The organism is Prevotella sp. RM4, assembly GCF_000701965.1.
Classification (GTDB): Bacteria; Bacteroidota; Bacteroidia; order Bacteroidales; family Bacteroidaceae; genus Prevotella; species Prevotella ruminicola.
Window position 1 is genome coordinate 163,800 of sequence record NZ_JNKG01000011.1, and the last position, 19,727, is coordinate 183,526.

Sequence of the window (19,727 nt, forward strand, 5' to 3'; positions counted from 1 at the left end):
CGGGGCTTATTTATTTAGAGCGCATCGAGATGACTTTTAAGCACTTGCAAATCTTCGCGCAACGCAATCAGGTTCTGTAAGGCATCGGCTGTTTTCTGCACGCCTTGTCGGTTTTTAGTCAACATCTCACGTGCAGCAGCAATCTTGAATCCACGCACCTTCACCAGGTTGTGTATCAGGCGTATCTGATCCAGATCTTTCTCCTGATACTGACGTATTTTCGCAGTTCCCGAGGTCTTTGGCTTCAGGAATGGAAACTCAGTTTCCCAGTAGCGCAGCGTACTCTCGTTCAAATCGAACATCTCGGCTACCTCCCTAATGGAGTAGTACGTTTTCAGCCTCCTATTCAAATTCAGTGCCATAATTACTACTATTTTGCTGCAAAGGTAAACTTTTTCACCGAAATCTCAAAACTTTTACGAAAAAAATGTGTAACTTTGCACCCAAATTTATAAATGGTAAATCATAAATTGTCAAATAGTAAAATAAGATGATGACAGCAAATGAGATTCGCGACTCATTTAAGAAGTTTTTCGAGTCGAAGCAGCACGCTATCGTACCATCAGCCCCAATGGTGATCAAGGACGATCCCACACTGATGTTTACGAACGCAGGTATGAACCAATGGAAAGATATCATTCTGGGTACTCGCGATCCAGAGCCACGCCGTCGAGCGGATACACAGAAGTGCCTGCGTGTATCAGGAAAGCACAACGACCTTGAAGAGGTTGGACACGATACTTATCACCACACCATGTTCGAGATGCTCGGTAACTGGAGCTTTGGCGACTACTTTAAGGAGGGCGCCATCGATATGGCATGGGAGTATCTGGTTGACGTGCTGAAGCTGAATCCCGAGGATCTCTATGTAACTGTATTCGAGGGTTCGCCCGAGGAGAACATCCCTCGCGACGACGAGGCTGCCAAGTACTGGGCAAAGCACGTACCCGAGGATCACATCATCAACGGAAATAAGCACGATAACTTCTGGGAGATGGGCGATACAGGTCCATGCGGACCTTGCTCTGAGATCCACGTAGATAGCCGTACCCCTGAGCAGAAGGCTGCCAGCGGCAAGACCGGTCGTGAGCTGGTTAACCAGGACGACCCACAGGTTATCGAAATCTGGAACATCGTGTTCATGCAGTTCAACCGCAAGGCCGATGGTTCACTCGAGCCACTGTCAATGAACGTTATTGATACCGGTATGGGCTTTGAGCGTCTGGTCCGCATGATGCAGGGCAAGCACTCTAACTACGATACCGACGTATTCCAGCCTATCATCAAGGCCGAGCAGCAGATTACCGGACTGAAGTACTTCACCTTCGAGGAGGAGACCGAGAGTCCAATCAGCAAGGAGCAGGACGACATCAACGTGGCCATGCGTGTTTGCGCCGACCACCTGCGTGCCGTTGCCTTCTCAATCGCCGACGGTCAGCTGCCTTCTAATGCCAAGGCCGGTTATGTGATTCGTCGTATCTTGCGCCGTGCCGTACGTTATGCCTATACCTTCCTGAATCAGAAGGATGGTTTCCTGTACAAGCTTGTTCCAACACTCGTTGCCGAGATGGGCGGTGCCTTCCCCGAGTTGGAGGCCCAGCAGCAGCTTGTCACCAAGGTGATTAAGGAAGAGGAAGAGTCGTTCCTCCGCACCCTCGAAAAGGGTATCGGCATGCTGAACGACGCTATGAACACCCTCAAGGCCGAGGGTAAGACCGAGTTGGATGGCGTGCAGGCCTTCCGTTTGTTCGACACCTACGGATTCCCTCTCGACCTCACCGAGCTCATCTGTCGTGAAAACGGTTTTACCGTTAACGAGGAGCAGTTCAATGTTGAGATGCAGAAGCAGAAGGACCGTGCCCGTAATGCCGCTGCCGTTGAGAACAGCGACTGGGTAGAGCTGGCCGCCGGTGAGCAGCAGTTCGTTGGTTATGATTATACCGAATACGAGTGCCATATCATCCGCTACCGCAAGGTAACTCAGAAAAAGAACGAGTTCTACGAGCTGGTACTCGATAACACCCCATTCTATGGTGAGATGGGTGGACAGGTTGGTGATTGCGGTGTACTCGTTAACGAGGCCGAGACCATCAACATCATCGACACCAAGCGCGAGAACGGTCAGAGCGTTCACATCGTAAAGCAGTTGCCAAAGGATCCCGCAGCCCAGTTCATGGCATGCGTTGATACCGACAAGCGTAATGCATCGGCCGCTAACCATACCGCTACTCACCTGCTCGACTATGCCTTGAAGCAGATTCTGGGCGACCACGTAGAGCAGAAGGGTTCGTTTGTAAGCCCCGACACCCTGCGTTTCGACTTCTCTCACTTCGAGAAGGTTACCGACGAGCAGCTGCGCGAGGTTGAGCGTATGGTAAACGATATGATCCGTCAGGACATCCACATCGACGAGCACCGCGACGTGCCTTTCGACGAGGCTAAGAAGCTTGGTGCTATCGCCCTGTTCGGCGAGAAGTACGGCGATAAGGTACGTGTGGTTCGCTTCGGTCCAAGTTGCGAGTTCTGTGGTGGTATCCACGCTTCAAGCACCGGTCGTATCGGATTCTTCAAGATTATCTCTGAGAGCAGTGTAGCTGCCGGCATCCGTCGTATCGAGGCCAAGACCGGTCAGGAGTGCGAGGAGCTGCTGTATCAGACCGAGGATATCCTGAAGGCTGTTAAGGCATTCTTCAACAATGCCAAGGACCTGCAGGGCGTTATCAAGAAGTATATCGAGGAGCACGACTCCATGAAGAAAGAGATTGAGGCTTTCCAGGCACAGGCTGTAGAGCGCGCTGCCAAGCAGCTGGTCGACAAGGCTCGCGAGGTAAACGGCGTAAAGGTTGTTTCAGCCGTTCTGCCTATGAATCCTGCTGCTGCCAAGGATCTGGCATTTAAGATTCGTGCAGCTGTAGAGGGCTCACTGCTGTGTGTACTGGGTACTCACGACAACAATAAACCACAGCTTAGCATCATGATGAGCGACGATATGGTAAGCGACCACGGACTGAATGCCGGTCAGATGGTTCGCGAGGCCGCTAAGCTCATCCAGGGTGGTGGTGGCGGTCAGCCTCACTTTGCCCAGGCTGGTGGTAAGAATGCCGACGGCTTGAGCGCCGCCGTTGACAAGGTGTTAGAGCTGGCAAAGCTTAACTAACCTGTTTTTGCTAGTACACGTAGAAAATAATACGGCTACGTGTACTAGCAATTTTTTCTACGTGTACTAAAAACCGCAGCATAAAAAAGGAATGGACGACGAGATTAAAGAGATTGAACAGTCGGAACAGCACTCCGACTATAAACCAAGCAACCGCTTTGATGCCGCAGCGGTTCATCATCTTAGCGGCATGTATCAGAACTGGTTTCTGGATTACGCCAGCTACGTAATCCTGGAGCGTGCCGTACCCCATCTGGGCGACGGACTGAAACCCGTACAGCGTAGAATCCTGCACTCTATGAAACGTATGGACGATGGCCGCTACAACAAGGTAGCCAACATCGTAGGTCATACCATGCAGTTCCACCCTCACGGTGATGCTTCTATCGGCGACGCCTTAGTGCAGTTGGGACAGAAAGATCTGCTCATCGACACGCAGGGTAACTGGGGAAACATCCTCACGGGTTCATCGGCCGCTGCCCCACGATACATCGAGGCACGCCTTTCTAAGTTCGCCCTCGACACGGTGTTTAATCCCAAAACCACCGAGTGGAAGATGTCGTACGACGGTCGTAACAAGGAGCCAATCACGCTCCCTGTTAAATTCCCATTGCTGTTGGCTCAGGGTGCCGAGGGTATCGCCGTAGGATTGAGTTCAAAAATCCTGCCACACAACTTCTGCGAAATCTGCGATGCAGCCATCAGCTATCTGCACCAGCAGCCATTCGCACTCTACCCCGACTTCCCCACCAGCGGTAGTATCGACGTTTCGAAATATAACGACGGTCAGCGTGGCGGCGTCATCAAGGTACGCGCCAAAATCGAGAAGATAGATCAGAAAACGCTGGTCATCCGTGAGATACCATTCTCAAAAACCTCCGAGACCCTGCAGGACTCTATCGTAAAGGCCATCGAGAAAGGAAAAATCAAGGCCCGTAAGGTCGAGGACCTGACAGCTGCCGAGGTTGAAATCCAGGTACACCTGGCACCAGGCGTATCGAGCGATAAGACCATCGATGCCCTCTATGCCTTTACCGACTGCGAGGTTAGCATCTCGCCTAACTGCTGCGTGATCGAGGACAACAAACCACAGTTCCTCACCGTGAGCGATGTGCTGCGTCATTCAGTAGAACGTACCAAGGACCTCATCCGCCAGGAGCTGGAAATCCGCAAGGGCGAGCTGTTAGAGCAGCTGCACTTCCAGAGCTTGGAGCGTATCTTCATCGAGGAGCGTATCTATAAGGACAAGAAATTTGAACAGGCACCTAACGTAGATGCCGTTTGCGAACATATCGATGAGCGACTCACACCTTACTATCCACAGTTTATCCGCGAGGTAACCAAGGACGACATCCTGAAATTGCTCGAAATCAAGATGCAGCGCATCCTGAAATTCAATAAGGATAAAGCCGACGAGCTCATGGCACGTCTGAAGGCAGAGATTGAGGAGATCGACCGCGATCTGGCTAACCTGGTAGAGGTAACAGCCAACTGGTTCCAGTTCCTGAAGGATAAGTACGGCAAGGACCATCCACGTCTGACCGAGATTCGCAATTTCGACACCATCGACTCAGCCAAAGTGGCCGAGGCCAACCAGAAGTTGTACATCAACCGCAGCGATGGCTTTATCGGTACCGGACTGAAGAAGGACGAGTTTGTATGCAACTGCTCCGACCTCGATGATGTCATCATTTTTTACAAGGATGGTAAATACAAGATTGTACGCGTAGCCGAGAAACTGTTTGTGGGTAAGAACATCCTGTATGTGAACGTGTTCAAGAAGAACGACTCACGTACCATCTACAATGCCGTTTATCGTGATGGTAAGAAGGGCGCCTGCTACATCAAGCGCTTCAACGTTACCAGCATGACCCGCGACAAGGAGTACGACCTGACGCAAGGCACCGACGGCAGTCGCGTGATGTACTTCACCGCCAACCCCAACGGCGAGGCCGAGGTGATCAAGGTAACGCTCGACCCCTCACAGAACATCAAACGCGTGTTCTTAGTCAAAGATTTTTCAGAGATTATGATCAAGGGGCGCGCCTCGAAGGGTAACCTGCTCACCAAGTATCAGGTAACCCGCATCGGACTGAAGAGTCACGGACACTCAACACTGGGTGGTCGCAAGGTTTGGTTCGATCCCGACGTGAACCGCTTGAACTACGACGACCACGGAAAGATGCTGGGCGAGTTCTACGACGACGACCAGATTCTGGTCATCCTCTCGAACGGCGACTACTATCTGAGCAACTTTGATTTGGCCAACCACTACGAGTCGAACATCCTGCGCATCGAGAAATACGATGCCGACAAGGTTTGGACGGCCGTACTCTACGATGCCGACAACCAGGGTTATCCATATCTGAAGCGATTCCAGATGGATGCCACTAAGAAAAAGCAGAACTGGCTCTCGGACAATCCAGCATCGCAGTTGCTGTTGCTCACCGACACACCTTATCCACGTTTGCAGGTAACCTACGGTGGTGCCGATGCCTTCCGTGGCAGCGAGGAGATTGATGCCGAGCAGTTCATTGCCGTAAAGGGTTATAAGGCAAAGGGTAAGCGCCTCACCACCTATGCCCTCGAGAGCATCGAGGAGTTGGAGCCCACCCGCTTCCCAGAGCCACCGACCGAAACAGCGGATACTGAGACCGAAGCCGAGGAAGAAGACCTCGATCCAGATGCCGGCAAAAGCGAACAGCAGATACGCGATGAGCTCACCGGCCAGCTAAATCTTTTTGATAATGAAGATTTTAAATAGTATATTGTGTGTTTTGTGCTTTACTGCAACCGCGGCAAATGCACAAAACAAATCACACATGATAGGCCTTGGCCCAACCAAAGTTCTCGATACTTACCTAACCCCCGAGAACTTTAGCGGCACGGGGATAACCTATATGTATATCAAAGAGCAGCGCGACACCACCCGCCGTTGGAGCAACACCTATGAGCACGAAGTCGACCTCTCGAACACCCACGACCGTAGCCATAACATCAGCGATCTGGAAATCACTTACAACCTCTATTGGGCACGCTACTACAATTTCCGTCCCGTACTCAACAGACTGAAACTGCAGGCTGGTGTAGCCGCCAACCTCTGCGCTGGCGCCATCTATAACATGACCAGCAGCAACAACCCCGCCCAGGCTCGTGCTGCACTCAACATCATGCCAAGTGCAACTGCAACGTACGGTTTCCACATCAGTCGTCATCGTTTTACTGCTCGTTACGAACTCAACCTGCCACTGGTAGGCGTGATGTTCAGTCCTAACTACGGACAGAGCTACTACGAAATCTTTTCGCGGGGCAACTACGATCATAACATCGTACCCACCACTTTTGTTTCAGCCCCCACCTTCCGCCAGTTGGCCTCGGTGGATTGGCACTGCACACAAAAATGGGCACTGCGCCTGGCCTACCTCGGCAACTACCAGCAAGCCCAAGTCAACAACCTCAAGCAGCACACCTATACCCACCGTATCCTGCTTGGCATCACCCGCAGCCTATGAAAAAGATAACGCTGTTACTACTCCTGATTTTTTCCATAACTTCCTGCGTAAAGGAGGAAGAACGCCCCGATACACCCACAGGCAACTTCGAGGCCTTGTGGCATATCATCGATGAGCACTACTGCTTTTTCGACTACAAAGATATTGATTGGAACCAGATTTACCAGACCTATAAGGTACGTGTAAACGACAATATGAACCGTGAGCAGCTGTTCGAGGTGCTCACCGATATGCTATCCGAACTGCGCGACGGACATGTAAACCTCTACACCGCGTTCGACAACGGTCGTTACTGGAACTGGCATGAGGACTACCCCACCAACTTCAGCGATACCCTGCAGCGCCGTTATTTAGGCACCGACTACCGTATTGCCGGTGGCCTGCGCTACCGCATTCTCGACGATAATATCGGCTATGTATATTATGGCAGCTTTTCAAGTGCTGTGGGCGAAGGTAATCTCGACGAGGTAATACAGCACCTCATGTTCTGCCAAGGCATGATTCTCGACATTCGCAGCAACGGCGGCGGCGACCTGACCAATGCCGAGAAACTGGCAGCCCGATTCTGCAACCAGAAAACACTGGTTGGCTACATACAGCATAAAACCGGTAAAGGTCATAACGACTTCTCGGCACAGGAGCCACAGTATATCGAGCCCAGCAGCAACCTGCGCTGGCAGAAAAAAGTGGTTCTGCTCACCAACCGCGGTGTGTTTAGTGCTGCCAACGAGTTTACCACTTATATGAAATGTATGCCACAGGTAACCGTAGTGGGCGACCGTACCGGTGGTGGCAGCGGCCTGCCCTTCACCGCCAGTCTGCCTAACGGATGGACAGTGCGTTTCTCGGCCTGCCCTACCTACGATGCCAACCATAACCAAACCGAGTTTGGTATCGATCCCGACTACAACGTGGCGCTAACCGACGAAGATTTTAACAAAGGTAAAGATACTATAATAGAACACGCGCGTACCTTACTTAATAATAATTAAAAAAAACCGTTAAATCCGTAGGTCAAATAAAAAAAAAGCATTACCTTTGCACCCGAAAAAGCTTCAAAGAAGCGAATTGACTAACGTCGATTCTGCTTTAAAAAGCGAATTGACTAACGTCGATTCTGCGCCTGTGGCGGAATTGGTAGACGCGCTAGACTTAGGATCTAGTGTTTACGACGTGCAGGTTCGAGTCCTGTCAGGCGCACATCACTTAAAATAACATAAAAAGGAGCTATAAATGGAAAAAACTACCATATTGCAGGTATTTCGGCAGAAATTTGCGGTTTTTTGAAAAAAAAACCTAATATTTCTTGCAAGTTTCAATTATATTTCCTACTTTTGTCACCGATTTATATAAATTAACGTACGATATTATTGTTTTATTTATTTGTTTAATTATAATTTTTAAGTTCAATGAAAAAGAAAATTATCAATGGTATTCTGATGGTAGCCCTCGTAGGTGCTACATCAACATCATTCGTTTCTTGTAAGGACACAAGCGAGGATGTAAAGACAGACTTGATGGCACAGGTAAATGCCGTTAAGGCTAACCTCGAGCCACGCGTAGAGCAGGCTGAGAAGGACATCGACGCACTCGAAGGCCGTATGACCACTGCAGAGGGCGACATCAAGACTCTGAAGAGCGACGTTACAAGCCTGAAGAACCGTGTATCTACTCTGGAGCAGGAGAAGGATAGCCTCGCTCAGGTTACAAAGACTATCGAGGGTCAGCTCTCAAAGGTTGAGACTAAGATCAACACTATCGTTGAGGCTCTCTCAAAGATGGTTACAAGCGTAACTGTTAACGCTACATCTACAAGCATTCTCGAGAACAGCAAGTTGTTCCCTGGTCTGGACGTTCAGTTCCTGGGTACTGCTATGGGTAAGGCTACCACAACTGGTAAGTTCCCTTCAACAACCACTATGGAAGGTCACGGTACAGCTCTTGAGGCTGCTGACTTCGCTGGTGTTAAGGAGATTTACAAGTGGAGCAATGGCGACATCCTGCCAAAGGCTGACGAGGATACAGAGGTTGCCGACGCTGGTACACTCTGGTTCACTCTGAACCCATCTAACGTTGTAGCTACCGACCTCAAGGCTCTGAAGCTGGTTGACAGCCAGGGTAACGAGAGCTTCGTAACTATCAACAAGGACAGCGTTAAGGTTGACGACGAGACCGTTCTGTCATGGGGCGTTACTCGTGGTGCGGAGTTCAACCTGTGGAAGGTTCAGGCTGGCATCAACCTCGAGGCTACCGACCTTGCTACTATCGATCCTGTTAAGATCATCGACTACAAGTCAATCGCTTCTGACGTTCGTTCTATGCTGAGCGAGATCAAGGCTGCCGCTAAGACAGCTAACAGCAGCAACTACGCATCTGTAACAAAGACTGCTGCTAAGGATGTTCTGAAGAACTCTACTCAGATTGTAGCTTCTCTGCTCAAGGCTAAGGTTCCTTCACTTCCTGCACTGGCTCTCCAGGCTCAGTGGGAGGATACTGTAGGTGTTCGTAGCGTACTGTCTGACTACTCTATCGCTGCTACAGCTTACAAGCCACTGTCATTCGACTTCGGTAAGGACCTGATCGAGGGTCGCACCATTAGCCTCGACAAGGCTGACAAGGCTGCTGCTAAGATCATCGACAAGGTAATGGATAAGATCAACCGCGCTGGTGTTAAGATCCAGGCTATTCCTGAGATCTCATTCGACGCTGCTTATGCTTCAGCTAACCTGAAGAATTACTTGGTAATCACAACTACAGTGACTGGTGGTAATGCAGTAATTTCAAATGTTGTTATTGCTACAACTGTTCCAGCTGGTGCAAAAGATCTCGCATCAAATAATATCTCTACTACAACAGCAGGTACATACTTCACAGCAATTGATTTGACAAACGACATCAAGACTGTTACAAACGCTATTCCTGTAGCTGAGCTGAACGCTCTGATCGCTGAGGCTAAGCAGGCTCTGATCGACATCACAGCTTTTGCTGACCGCACAAAGACCTTCGAGGCTCGCGTAAGCGACTTCTTGGAGCGTGAGCTGAACCGCGTTGTAACTAAGGTTTCTACCGACGGTCTGACACGTATCCTCGAGCCTATCATCCTGTTCCAGGCTGGTGAGAACTACAACGTAACTCGCTTCGTTGACGGTGCTACTGTTCCTGCTGGTGAGATCACTCTGATTCCTACCACAATGACAAACGAGCTCCTGGCTCCTGCATTCAAGAAGTACGTTGCTGTTAAGGCTGCTGACGGTTCATTCGCTCTCCAGTCACTGAAGACTAAGGGTGACAAGGACTTCAACAAGCTGACAGTTAACCTGAAGGCTGGTAACTACACTGTTATCTACAGCGCCCTCGACTTCTATGGCAACCAGGTTTCTAAGAAGTACGACATCGTAGTGAAGTAATTAACATTCGCGAATTAAAAATTAGTAAACAGAATATGAAAATGAAGAAAACAATATTGTCTTGCCTGATGCTGTTGGCTGGTATCTCAGCAAATGCACAGGAGCAGAAAGGCACGACTGAATACGTCTTCGAGCCACACTGGTATGTACAGGTTCAGCCTCTGGGCGCTCAGTACACACTTGGTGAGGTAAGCTTCGGCGATCTGCTGTCATACAACGTACAGGCTACTGTAGGCCGTCAGTTCTCAAAGCTGTGGGGTGCCCGCTTGGCCGTTAACGCTTGGCAGAGCAAGGCTGGTAGCAAGTTCGACATTGCTAACAAGGAGTATAAGTGGAAGTGGAACTATGTAGCTCCTACAATCGACGCTACATTCAACCTCTCAAACGCACTGTTTGGCTTCAATCCTAATCGTGTATTCGATCTGAGCGCTTTCGCTGGTATCGGTGTAAACATCGGTTGGGGTAACAGCGAGGCTGCTACAGCTGATCAGGCTATCCGCGCTATGGGTACTTTGGTTGGTGCCAACGGTACTACCTACACCACAAACCGTGGTCTGGAGTATCTGTGGGACGGTACAAAGGTTCGCCTCGTAGGTCAGTTCGGTCTGATGGGTGACTTCAAGGTAAGCGATAAGGTTAAGATCGGTCTTGAGCTGAGCGCTAACACCCTGAACGACAAGTACAACTCAAAGAAGGCTAAGAACTGGGATTGGTACTTCAACGCACTTGCTGGTGTGAAGATTGCCCTCGGTAACACTTACTCTACACGTTTCATCCCTGCTCCAGAGCCAGAGATTCGCTACGTAGAGAAGATCGTTGAGAAGATTGTTGAGGTTCCTGCTAAGGCTGAGGAGCCAGAGGCTAAGACTGAGGCTCTCCGTCGCGATATCTTCTTCGCTATCGGTAAGACTGTTATCCGCAAGAGCGAGCAGCAGAAGGTTAACGAGGTAGTAGAGTACCTGAACGCTAACCCTGAGGCTAAGGTTAACATCACTGGTTACGCTGACGCTGGTACAGGTAACGATCGCATCAACGATCGCCTGGCTGCTGGTCGTGCCGACGTTGTTGTTAAGGCTCTGAAGAAGGCTGGCATCGCTGCAAGCCGCATCAGCTACGACAGCAAGGGTGCTCGTGTACAGCCATTCGCTGACAACGACAGCAACCGTGTATCTATCGTAATCGCAGAGTAATCTACTGATTAAGATATTAAGCATGAGCCCAGTCCCATTTGGGGCTGGGCTTTTTCTATAAAACCAAAAAAGGATTACCCGATGAAAAGAACAGTTCTAATCACTCTCGTAAGCATCCTTACTACAGTACAGGCCACAGCACAGAGCGTGGCTAACGGTTACTATCGTATCCAAAACAATGCAAGTTCACGTTATATCACCATCAGAGATGATCAGGTAGGTGAAATAGATTACTCAAGCACCAACGTAGATCTGAGTAACATTGTTACATGGCGTGGGTATGACTACGTAAAGAGCAATCCTGGCTCTATCATCTACGTAGAACAACATGGAACGGAATACGACCTAAAAACACAAGGTACCAGTATCTATCAGATTACCGGTAATAGAAGATATCTGGGTTTGCGTCCAAAAGATGGCGGAACCTATTTTATGTATATATCATATAACGGTACAGAATATCGCTTATACGATAGTACAACTGACGATGACGAGGGCTATGTAACTTACAAAAAGACTGGAGATGGTTATCAGTACTGGAAATTCGTTCCCATTGACACAGAGAATAACTATATTGGCCTACAACCTACCGTACAGGTTGGCGATAGCTACTATGGCACCCTGTATGCCAGCTATCCCTTCAAAGTGGTTTCAGAAGGCGTAAAAGTATATGTAGTTGACGGTGTGAAGGAGGGCGTATTCCAGATGCAGGAAATCACCGACGAGGTAAAGCCCGCAGCTACCCCATTGCTCTTCATGTGCAGCAGCAACGATCCTGCCAACAACAAGATTATGCCTGTTACCGACGCTACAACACCTGCTGATAACAACCAGATGGGTGGCACCTACTTTGCTCGCACTTCAGGTCACAAAGTAAACGTAAGATACGACGAGTCAACCATGCGTGTATTAGGCAAGAACGATGCTGGCGAATTGGTATTTAAAAAAGCGACAAAAGCTGACCTGGTCAGCAGCCACTACATACCCGCAAATACCTGTTGGTTAAACATGCCATCAGGTCTCTCAGGCGAATTTAAATACGTTAGCCGTGAGGATTATACAGGTATCCGCAACATTAATGCTGACAAGAAAGCCGATGATACAATCTATACGCTCACCGGCACACGTGCTAATGGCAAAAACCTTCGTCCTGGTATCTACATCCAGAACGGCAAAAAGAAGGTTATAAAATAAACAATAAAAGGTTCCCGATTGGGAACCTTTTTTTCTAGGTACTTTTCAATTGTAAAGTACTTAGGTTGCAATTGAAAAGTACTTAGAGAAAAACAGACTTAAAAAATGGTCTTGGTAAAACGAACTGAAAGTACGGGATAAACCTTGAAACCACCCAAAAGATCGACCCACGTGCCAACTTTTCCCGAGATATTCTCCACATCCTTAGTGAGGTTAGTACCATCGTGAGTAATCAAGCTTGGAGTGCCACCCCAGAACATCATACCAGCATCGAAAGATACCTGCCAATCGTCGCGGCTCTTCATCAGCTTGCCACCATAACCAAAACCTAAGTAGGGCTTAAAGCTATTGCTCTTGGCACGAACCTTAACCATACCATCGTTTTCGTCAGCCTCCATGATATAAGGCTCACCAGAGTCCTTCTTATCACCTACATGGAAACCCATGCGGCCGTAGTTTACAATGCGCTGACGATAAGCCTCATTAAGGTAAATAGTCATACCAGGATTCTGAGCTGTACCATCACCATCTATATCAATAATAGGATCATCGTTCACGCACTTCTGGTAAATCTGATTGTACATGCTTACAGCCAGCAGCGAACTCATGGCTGAGGTTGAGTTCTCAGCATAAGCAAACTGTGAAGGACCCCAATAGAAACCGCCAGTTACATGCCAGTGCTTATTCTTGAAGGGGAACACATCAACCAAGAACTTAAAATTGTTGATAGTTGGCTTACCAACCATCTCAACCTCGTCCTCTACGGTAAAGCCAGTCAGATCATGCAGCATATTTGACAGACGATCGAAAGTGGTCTCTACACGATTGCCCTGGTCATCATAAGCCACAGCAGGCTGACCACCCACCTCTACAGGGAAGTAGATGCTCTTCTTGAAACGAGGCATATACTCGTAACCCATACGCAGCTGTACGTTCTCGTGAACACGAGACGCCACATCGATACCGATACCTGTGGTACCTGCGGTTACAGATACATCAAGATTCTGGAAAACACCGTTATCCTTCATCCAATCGGTAACAGTAGAGAGCGTAAACTTCTTGCTTTCGGTAGCAAACACGTTCTTCTTGCTGCTGGCATCGGTGTTGCCCTGTGCATAAGCCAGGTTAACAGTCAAAGCAGCAGCTATTGCTAAAACAATCTTTTTCATTTCTTACTTTTTATAATTTAGTTATTCTTAAGTTACTTCATCATCCAGCGGCCATCGCGTTCCACCATCGGCACAACCACCTCCTCGGTGGTGCTATCGCCATAGCAAAGCATCAGTAGCACATTGGTATATCCAGCCAGACTGTCGGTATAAGCACGCGACACAGAAACCTCTTGTATGCCTTTTCGGGCTTCTAACTGCTGAGCAACGAACTGCTTATAGCCCTCGATCAGTTGCGAGCGGTAATCGGCAGGCAGCGAATCGGCCATAAAACGACCCTCGACAAACTGCTCGTACTCGCCCTGAACTAAATGAGTATAGTAGCCTTTAGCAGCCAAAGCCGCTTGTTCTTCGCGACTTACACCCGTGCTACAGGCTACTACTATAACTATCAATATAAGATAGACGAGCTTACGCATTACTTCTGGCGGATAAACACATTAATGGGACTACCAGTAAGCTCCCAGTTCTCACGAATCTTATTCTCCAGGAAGCGCTTGTAAGGCTCCTTCACGTACTGTGGCAGGTTGGCATAGAACACGAAGGTAGGAATCTGCGTGTCGGGCACCTGAGCCACGTACTTAATCTTAATGTACTTACCCTTAACCGATGGTGGTGGGAAGGCCTCGATGAGAGGCAGCATCACCTCGTTAAGCTTTGAGGTACCAATCTTGGCCTTACGGTTCAGGTAAACCTGCTTGGCAGTCTCGAGCACCTTATAGATACGCTGCTTGGTAAGTGCCGAAGCGAAGATGATGGGGAAGTCGACAAACGGCGCCATACGCTTACGAATGGCATTCTCGAAGGTCTTGATGACCTCCTGTGACTTATCCTCAACCAAATCCCACTTGTTAACAACTACAACCAGCGATTTGTTATTCTTCTGAATGAGCTGGAAGATGTTCATGTCCTGAGCCTCGATACCACGGGTGGCGTCGAGCATGAGCACACACACATCGCTATTCTCGATGGCACGGATAGAGCGCATTACCGAATAGAACTCCAGATCCTCTGTTACCTTATTCTTACGACGGATACCTGCGGTATCTACCAGATAGAAATCGAAACCGAACTTATCGTAACGGGTGTAGATACTATCACGTGTGGTACCGGCGATATCGGTTACAATGTTACGATCCTCACCGATAAAGGCGTTGATGATGCTCGACTTACCAGCATTAGGACGACCTACCACCGCAAAACGGGGGATACCATCCTCGAGCTCGTCTTTTGGTTTCTCGGGCAAAATCTCGAGCACCTTGTCGAGCAGATCGCCTGTACCACTACCAGTGGCAGCAGAGATAGGATACGGATCGCCAAGACCAAGCTTATAGAACTCGTACTGGTCGTACAGGTCCTTACCATCATCGGCTTTGTTGGCCACCAGGATAACGGGCAGTTTAGCGCGGCGCAGAATCTGCGCTACGTCCATATCCCAACCTGTGACACCATTATTAATATCGCAGAGGAAGAGTACGAGATCGGCCTCTTCGGTGGCAATAATCACCTGCTTGCGGATCTCCTCTTCGAATACATCGTCGCTGTTGACGACCCAGCCGCCAGTATCGACAACTGAGAACTCGCGACCGTTCCATTCGCACTTGCCATACTGGCGGTCGCGAGTGGTACCAGCCTCGTCGCTGACAATCGCATGGCGCGTTTTTGTCAGTCGGTTGAACAGTGTAGACTTACCCACATTAGGGCGTCCTACGATTGCTACTAAATTTCCCATACTATATTTATTTTGGCACGGATTACACGGATTAACACGGAAGAACCTACTCGGGGTTGTACCCGAAGTGATTCAATTCTTTTTCTGATGAACGCCAGTCCTTATCTACTTTCACGAAAATCTCGAGGAAGATAGGCTTGGCGAAGAACTTTTCGAGCGATTTGCGAGCCTCGGTGCTTACCTTTTTGAGGGCTACACCCTGGTGACCGATGATGATACCCTTCTGTGAATCGCGCTCCACATAAATAATGGCATTAATGTGAATATGCTTATCATCCTCTTTGAATCGCTCCACAGCTACCTCTACACTGTAAGGTATCTCCTTATCGTAGTAGAGCAGTATCTTTTCGCGGATAATCTCCGACACGAAGAATCGTGCGGGCTTATCGGTTAACTGATCTTTATCGAAATAAGCGGGGCTCTCGGGCAGGAGCTCCTGGATACGCTTCAGCAACATATCCACACCGAACTTATTCTTTGCCGAAATAGGCAGAATCTCTGCCTTTGGCAGCAGGGCATGCCATTTCTCAACAATGGCTGCCAATTGTGCATTACCACCAGTAAGCTCATCGATTTTGTTAATGAGCAGCAATACCGGCATATCCAGTTTCTGCACCTTTGCAAGGAAGTCCATATTCTTTTCAGGGTTCTCTACCACGTCGGTCACGTAGAGTAGCACATCCGCATCCTGGAGGGCCGACTCAGAGAACGCCAACATTGACTCCTGTAGTTTGTAGTTTGGCTTGAGCACACCTGGGGTATCCGAGAACACAATCTGCATCTCGGGTGTATTCACGATACCCATGATACGATGACGGGTTGTCTGAGCCTTAAATGTGGCAATAGAAATACGCTCACCAACCAGCTGGTTCATGAGCGTACTTTTGCCTACGTTGGGATTTCCAACAATATTAACGAATCCTGCTTTATGCATTAATTCTCAATTGTCCATTATCCTTTGTCAATTTACTTGCTGCCATCATAGGCCCACTTGTAATAAGAAGCTCCGTGAACGAATCCAGCACCAAAGGCGGTGAGGATCAGGTTGTCGCCCTTCTTCAACTTATTCTCGTATTCCCAGATAGCCAGCGGTATCGTAGCGGCACTCGTGTTTCCGTAGCGTTCGATGTTTACCATCACCTGCTCCATTGGCAACTCCAGGCGCTTGGCTACTGCCTCGATGATACGCATGTTTGCCTGATGAGGAACCACCCACTGGATGTTGTCCTTGTTCAGACCGTTGCGCTCAGCGATGATAGCGCAGTCGTTACTCATGTTCGTCACTGCATAACGGAACACAGTGCGACCCTCCTGATAGAGGTAGTGCAGACGATGATCAACAGTGAAATGCGACGGTGGGCAGACTGAACCTCCAGCCTTTAGGTGCAGGAATGGAAGTCCCTTACCATCTGTGCGGAAATAAGAGTCCATCACACCGATATTCTGTTCCTCGGTAGCCTCGAGCAGAACGGCAGCTGCACCATCTCCGAAGAGAGGACAGGTCTGACGATCCTTATAGTCAACAACCGACGACATCTTATCGGCACCGATCACGATGATTTTCTTGTAGCGTCCGCTCTGAATCATCGTAGCTGCCACGTCGAGTGTGTAGAGGAATCCACAGCAAGCGCCCCAGAAGTCGAATGCAAAAGCATTCTTCAATCCGAGTTTGCCTAATACGATAGAGGCTGTGGAAGGGAACTTATAATCAGCTGTTGAGGTGGTTACGATGACGGCATCGATAGAGTCGGGATCGACTCCGGTCTTCTGCATCAGCTGCTTGGCAGCCTTACGCGCCATGTAGCTGGTGCCGAGACCTTCCTCCGTAAGTATGTGACGCTCCTTGATACCAACGCGCGTCATAATCCACTCATCGTTGGTGTCGACCATACGTGACAACTCATCGTTGTTCAGAATATAGTCGGGCACATAACCGCCTACACCAGTGATTATCGCATTGATTCTATCCATTACTCAGCTACGCTTTCCTCGATCTTGATAGCTACCTTACCACGATAGTAACCGCAAGTGGGGCATACAGTGTGATAAACATAATATGCACCACAGTTAGGACATACTGCCAGTGTGGGAGCTACTGCCTTGTCATGAGTACGACGCTTGAGTGTACGAGTCTTTGACTGTCTTCTTTTAGGATGTGCCATAATTCTATAATACTTTTAAATGTTTAAACTTTTAAATTCTTTAATTTTTCCCAGCGGGGGTCGATGGGCTGGTCGGACTCCTCATCGCTGCTTCGGTCAGCTGACAGCTCTTCCAGAGCTTTCGTCATGGCAGGGTTGCACTTGCCAGGTGCATGCACATGCCTGATGGGTATTACCAGGGCCACAAACTCATAGATGATCCACGAGGTGTCGAGTATTCCTTCGTCCTCAGGCACTACGATGATATCATCTTCCTCTGAGTATTCGCTACCGAGCTTGACAATCAAACGGTTGTCGGTTTCTACCGGCTGTTCCATATCGTCTAAGCATCGGTCGCACTGTACAATAACGGTGCCTTCGGTATGGAACAGGAGTTCGAAAAAGCCGGTTGCCTTGCGTATAGACACCGACACGTGCAAAGAGCCCCTCTTCACTTCAGCACCATCCAAAGCCTCGAAGTAAGTATCGTTCAAGTCGAAAGCCAAGGATGTTTCCTCGCTTACCAAACTCTTCAGATCTATCTTCAACGACTCCAGACTATTCATTATTCTACACTTTTAAACGCAATAATGCGCTATACGGGCTGCAAAGTTACAACTTTTTTTTCAATGAAAGCACGCTTATTTTATTTTTTTATCATTTTAGTGCAAATTCCTTAGTTATCAGGCCCTTATATTACACAAAACGAGGGTTATTTGTGCAATTCTACGCGAAAAGTGGTGCCTTTTCCGACTTCGGATGACTTCACAAAAATCTTACCTTTATGATAGTCTTCAACAATACGACGCGCCAATGAAAGTCCCAATCCCCAACCACGTTGCTTGGTGGTAAAACCTGGGGTGAACACATGGTTGATATCCTTTTTGCGGATACCTTTACCTGTATCCGTAACTTCGATAGCCACACGATGGTCATCGTCAATCAACTGGATAGAAATCTTACCAGCACCTTCCATCGCATCTACCGCATTCTTACAGAGGTTCTCAATCACCCACTCAAAAAGCGAAGCATTCATATTAACAACCACGTCGTGATCAGGATTTTGTGTAGTAATTTCTACTTTATTTGAAGTACGCCTACGCATATAATCAACCACATGTGCAATCACCTCGTTCATCGAGCCAGGTGTTGGTTCGGGCAAAGAACCTATCTTCGAGAATCGTTCGGCAATACGTTCCAAACGCTTTACATCCTTATCCATCTCGGGTATCAGGTCATCATCTGGATGATTCTCTTTCAAGATTTCAACCCATGCCATCAAACTGGAGATAGGCGTACCCAACTGATGAGCCGTTTCTTTAGATAGTCCAACCCAAACCTTATTCTGTTCAGCCTTCTTAGATGAGAGTAAGGCAAAGATGGCAACCACCACAAAAATCATCACCACACCTAACTGCCAATAGGGATACTGTGACAGGCGTTTAAGAAGTACCGACTCATCGTAACACACAATCTGACTACCTACAACAATCGTATCACCAGCCTTCAGCATTCGCTGGGCTATCTGATGCAGATGCAGCGTATCCTGGATGTTACGATAATCATCAATTCCACCTTTATCATTCAACACAATCACAGGGATGGTCGTGTTACCTTGCATTACGTCAAGAACCAATGAAAGGTCGGTATTCTCATCGGCATGGTTCAAGGCATGAAGTGCCTGCGCCCATACTTCCATCTTCTTTCGCTCTTCGTTAGAGAGGTCTTTTACCAGAAAATGCGATATTAACAAAGAGGTAACAGCTATAATTACAGCTGCTATTACCAAGAGTATTTTGGTTTGTCTAATTCTGTCTGTCCATTGCATACATATATATAAACGAAAAAGCCCCGAGAATATTGTACTCTCGAGGCTCTTCTTTAAAAAAGACGGCGGCTTCCTACTCTCCCGCATTGCATTGCAGTACCATCGGCGCAGGTGGGCTTAACTTCTCTGTTCGGAATGGGAAGAGGTGGGACCCCACTGCAATAACCACCTAATATAGGTTATTGACATTGTCGACACAAGAAACGTAGTTCAAGATTGCTCTTGGAAACAACTACATCTGATAATATCAGCATGAAGCGAAAGATTTCGGGCAATTAGTAGTGCTCGGCTTTGACGTCACCGTCTTTACACCTGCACCCTATCAACGTCATCGTCTATGACGACCCTCAATGGAGTCCTCATCTTGCGGCTGGCTTCGCACTTAGATGCTTTCAGC

General features: G+C 48.5%; 16 protein-coding genes, 1 tRNA gene and 2 rRNA genes. 8 read left to right on the plus strand and 11 right to left on the minus strand.

Going from position 1 to position 19,727, the window contains the following annotated elements; all coding sequences use genetic code 11:
* Window positions 1–14 precede the first annotated feature (14 nt).
* A complete protein-coding gene (locus T499_RS0111240) occupies window positions 15–362 on the minus strand; it encodes a MerR family transcriptional regulator (protein ID WP_013063345.1) in 348 nt (115 codons plus the stop codon).
* A 128-nt stretch (window positions 363–490) separates the two neighbouring features.
* Between T499_RS0111240 and alaS the strand changes: the two genes are divergently transcribed.
* The 8 genes from alaS (at window position 491) to T499_RS0111280 (ending at window position 12,460) form a co-directional block, all read left to right on the plus strand.
* The gene (gene alaS, locus T499_RS0111245) at window positions 491–3,157 is read left to right on the plus strand and encodes an alanine--tRNA ligase (protein WP_028907269.1); all 2,667 of its coding nucleotides are present in this window, start codon (window positions 491–493) and stop codon (window positions 3,155–3,157) included.
* Window positions 3,158–3,248: 91 nt separating this feature from the next.
* Window positions 3,249–5,921 (plus strand): DNA gyrase/topoisomerase IV subunit A, encoded by a 2,673-nt coding sequence (locus tag T499_RS0111250; RefSeq protein WP_033151040.1) that lies wholly within the window; start codon window positions 3,249–3,251, stop codon window positions 5,919–5,921.
* Window positions 5,905–6,669: a DUF3316 domain-containing protein gene (locus T499_RS0111255; RefSeq protein WP_084163122.1), complete on the plus strand. Its 765-nt coding sequence runs from the start codon at window positions 5,905–5,907 to the stop codon at window positions 6,667–6,669. Before T499_RS0111250 ends, T499_RS0111255 begins: the two co-directional genes overlap by 17 nt.
* Window positions 6,666–7,661: a S41 family peptidase gene (locus T499_RS0111260; protein WP_033151042.1), complete on the plus strand. Its 996-nt coding sequence runs from the start codon at window positions 6,666–6,668 to the stop codon at window positions 7,659–7,661. Before T499_RS0111255 ends, T499_RS0111260 begins: the two co-directional genes overlap by 4 nt.
* 127 nt (window positions 7,662–7,788) lie before the next feature.
* Window positions 7,789–7,869, plus strand: a tRNA-Leu gene (locus T499_RS0111265).
* 209 nt (window positions 7,870–8,078) lie between these two features.
* Window positions 8,079–10,076 carry a coiled-coil domain-containing protein gene (locus T499_RS0111270; RefSeq protein ID WP_033151043.1) on the plus strand — a complete coding sequence of 666 codons (1,998 nt, stop codon included), beginning with the start codon at window positions 8,079–8,081 and terminating at the stop codon, window positions 10,074–10,076.
* Between the two features lie 41 nt (window positions 10,077–10,117).
* Window positions 10,118–11,266: an OmpA family protein gene (locus tag T499_RS0111275; RefSeq protein ID WP_369793400.1), complete on the plus strand. Its 1,149-nt coding sequence runs from the start codon at window positions 10,118–10,120 to the stop codon at window positions 11,264–11,266.
* 81 nt (window positions 11,267–11,347) lie between these two features.
* Window positions 11,348–12,460 carry a hypothetical protein gene (locus T499_RS0111280; RefSeq protein ID WP_033151045.1) on the plus strand — a complete coding sequence of 371 codons (1,113 nt, stop codon included), beginning with the start codon at window positions 11,348–11,350 and terminating at the stop codon, window positions 12,458–12,460.
* Window positions 12,461–12,558: 98 nt separating this feature from the next.
* On the opposite strand, the gene T499_RS0111285 is transcribed toward T499_RS0111280, so the two are convergent.
* From T499_RS0111285 to T499_RS0111330, 10 genes are all read right to left on the minus strand, one after another.
* Entirely contained in the window at window positions 12,559–13,629 is a 1,071-nt protein-coding gene (locus tag T499_RS0111285; protein ID WP_052173672.1) for a hypothetical protein, read from the minus strand.
* 32 nt (window positions 13,630–13,661) lie between these two features.
* Window positions 13,662–14,048: a hypothetical protein gene (locus T499_RS0111290; RefSeq protein ID WP_033151046.1), complete on the minus strand. Its 387-nt coding sequence runs from the start codon at window positions 14,046–14,048 to the stop codon at window positions 13,662–13,664.
* The gene (gene der, locus T499_RS0111295) at window positions 14,048–15,361 is read right to left on the minus strand and encodes a ribosome biogenesis GTPase Der (RefSeq protein ID WP_028907259.1); all 1,314 of its coding nucleotides are present in this window, start codon (window positions 15,359–15,361) and stop codon (window positions 14,048–14,050) included. The genes T499_RS0111290 and der overlap by 1 nt, the downstream gene beginning before the upstream one ends.
* Window positions 15,362–15,407: 46 nt before the next feature.
* Window positions 15,408–16,295, minus strand: a complete 888-nt coding sequence (era, locus tag T499_RS0111300; protein ID WP_013063530.1) for a GTPase Era — start codon at window positions 16,293–16,295, stop codon at window positions 15,408–15,410.
* 32 nt (window positions 16,296–16,327) lie between these two features.
* Window positions 16,328–17,332, minus strand: a complete 1,005-nt coding sequence (locus tag T499_RS0111305; protein ID WP_013064343.1) for a beta-ketoacyl-ACP synthase III — start codon at window positions 17,330–17,332, stop codon at window positions 16,328–16,330.
* The gene (gene rpmF / locus T499_RS0111310; RefSeq protein WP_013063689.1) at window positions 17,332–17,523 is read right to left on the minus strand and encodes a 50S ribosomal protein L32; all 192 of its coding nucleotides are present in this window, start codon (window positions 17,521–17,523) and stop codon (window positions 17,332–17,334) included. The genes T499_RS0111305 and rpmF overlap by 1 nt, the downstream gene beginning before the upstream one ends.
* A gap of 23 nt (window positions 17,524–17,546) precedes the next feature.
* Window positions 17,547–18,068: a YceD family protein gene (locus T499_RS0111315; protein ID WP_013064530.1), complete on the minus strand. Its 522-nt coding sequence runs from the start codon at window positions 18,066–18,068 to the stop codon at window positions 17,547–17,549.
* Between the two features lie 146 nt (window positions 18,069–18,214).
* Window positions 18,215–19,330 carry a sensor histidine kinase gene (locus T499_RS0111320; RefSeq protein ID WP_033151047.1) on the minus strand — a complete coding sequence of 372 codons (1,116 nt, stop codon included), beginning with the start codon at window positions 19,328–19,330 and terminating at the stop codon, window positions 18,215–18,217.
* Between the two features lie 60 nt (window positions 19,331–19,390).
* A 5S ribosomal RNA gene (rrf, locus tag T499_RS0111325) occupies window positions 19,391–19,503 on the minus strand.
* 81 nt (window positions 19,504–19,584) lie between these two features.
* Window positions 19,585–19,727: ribosomal RNA gene (locus tag T499_RS0111330) — 23S ribosomal RNA — on the minus strand; the annotation flags it as partial.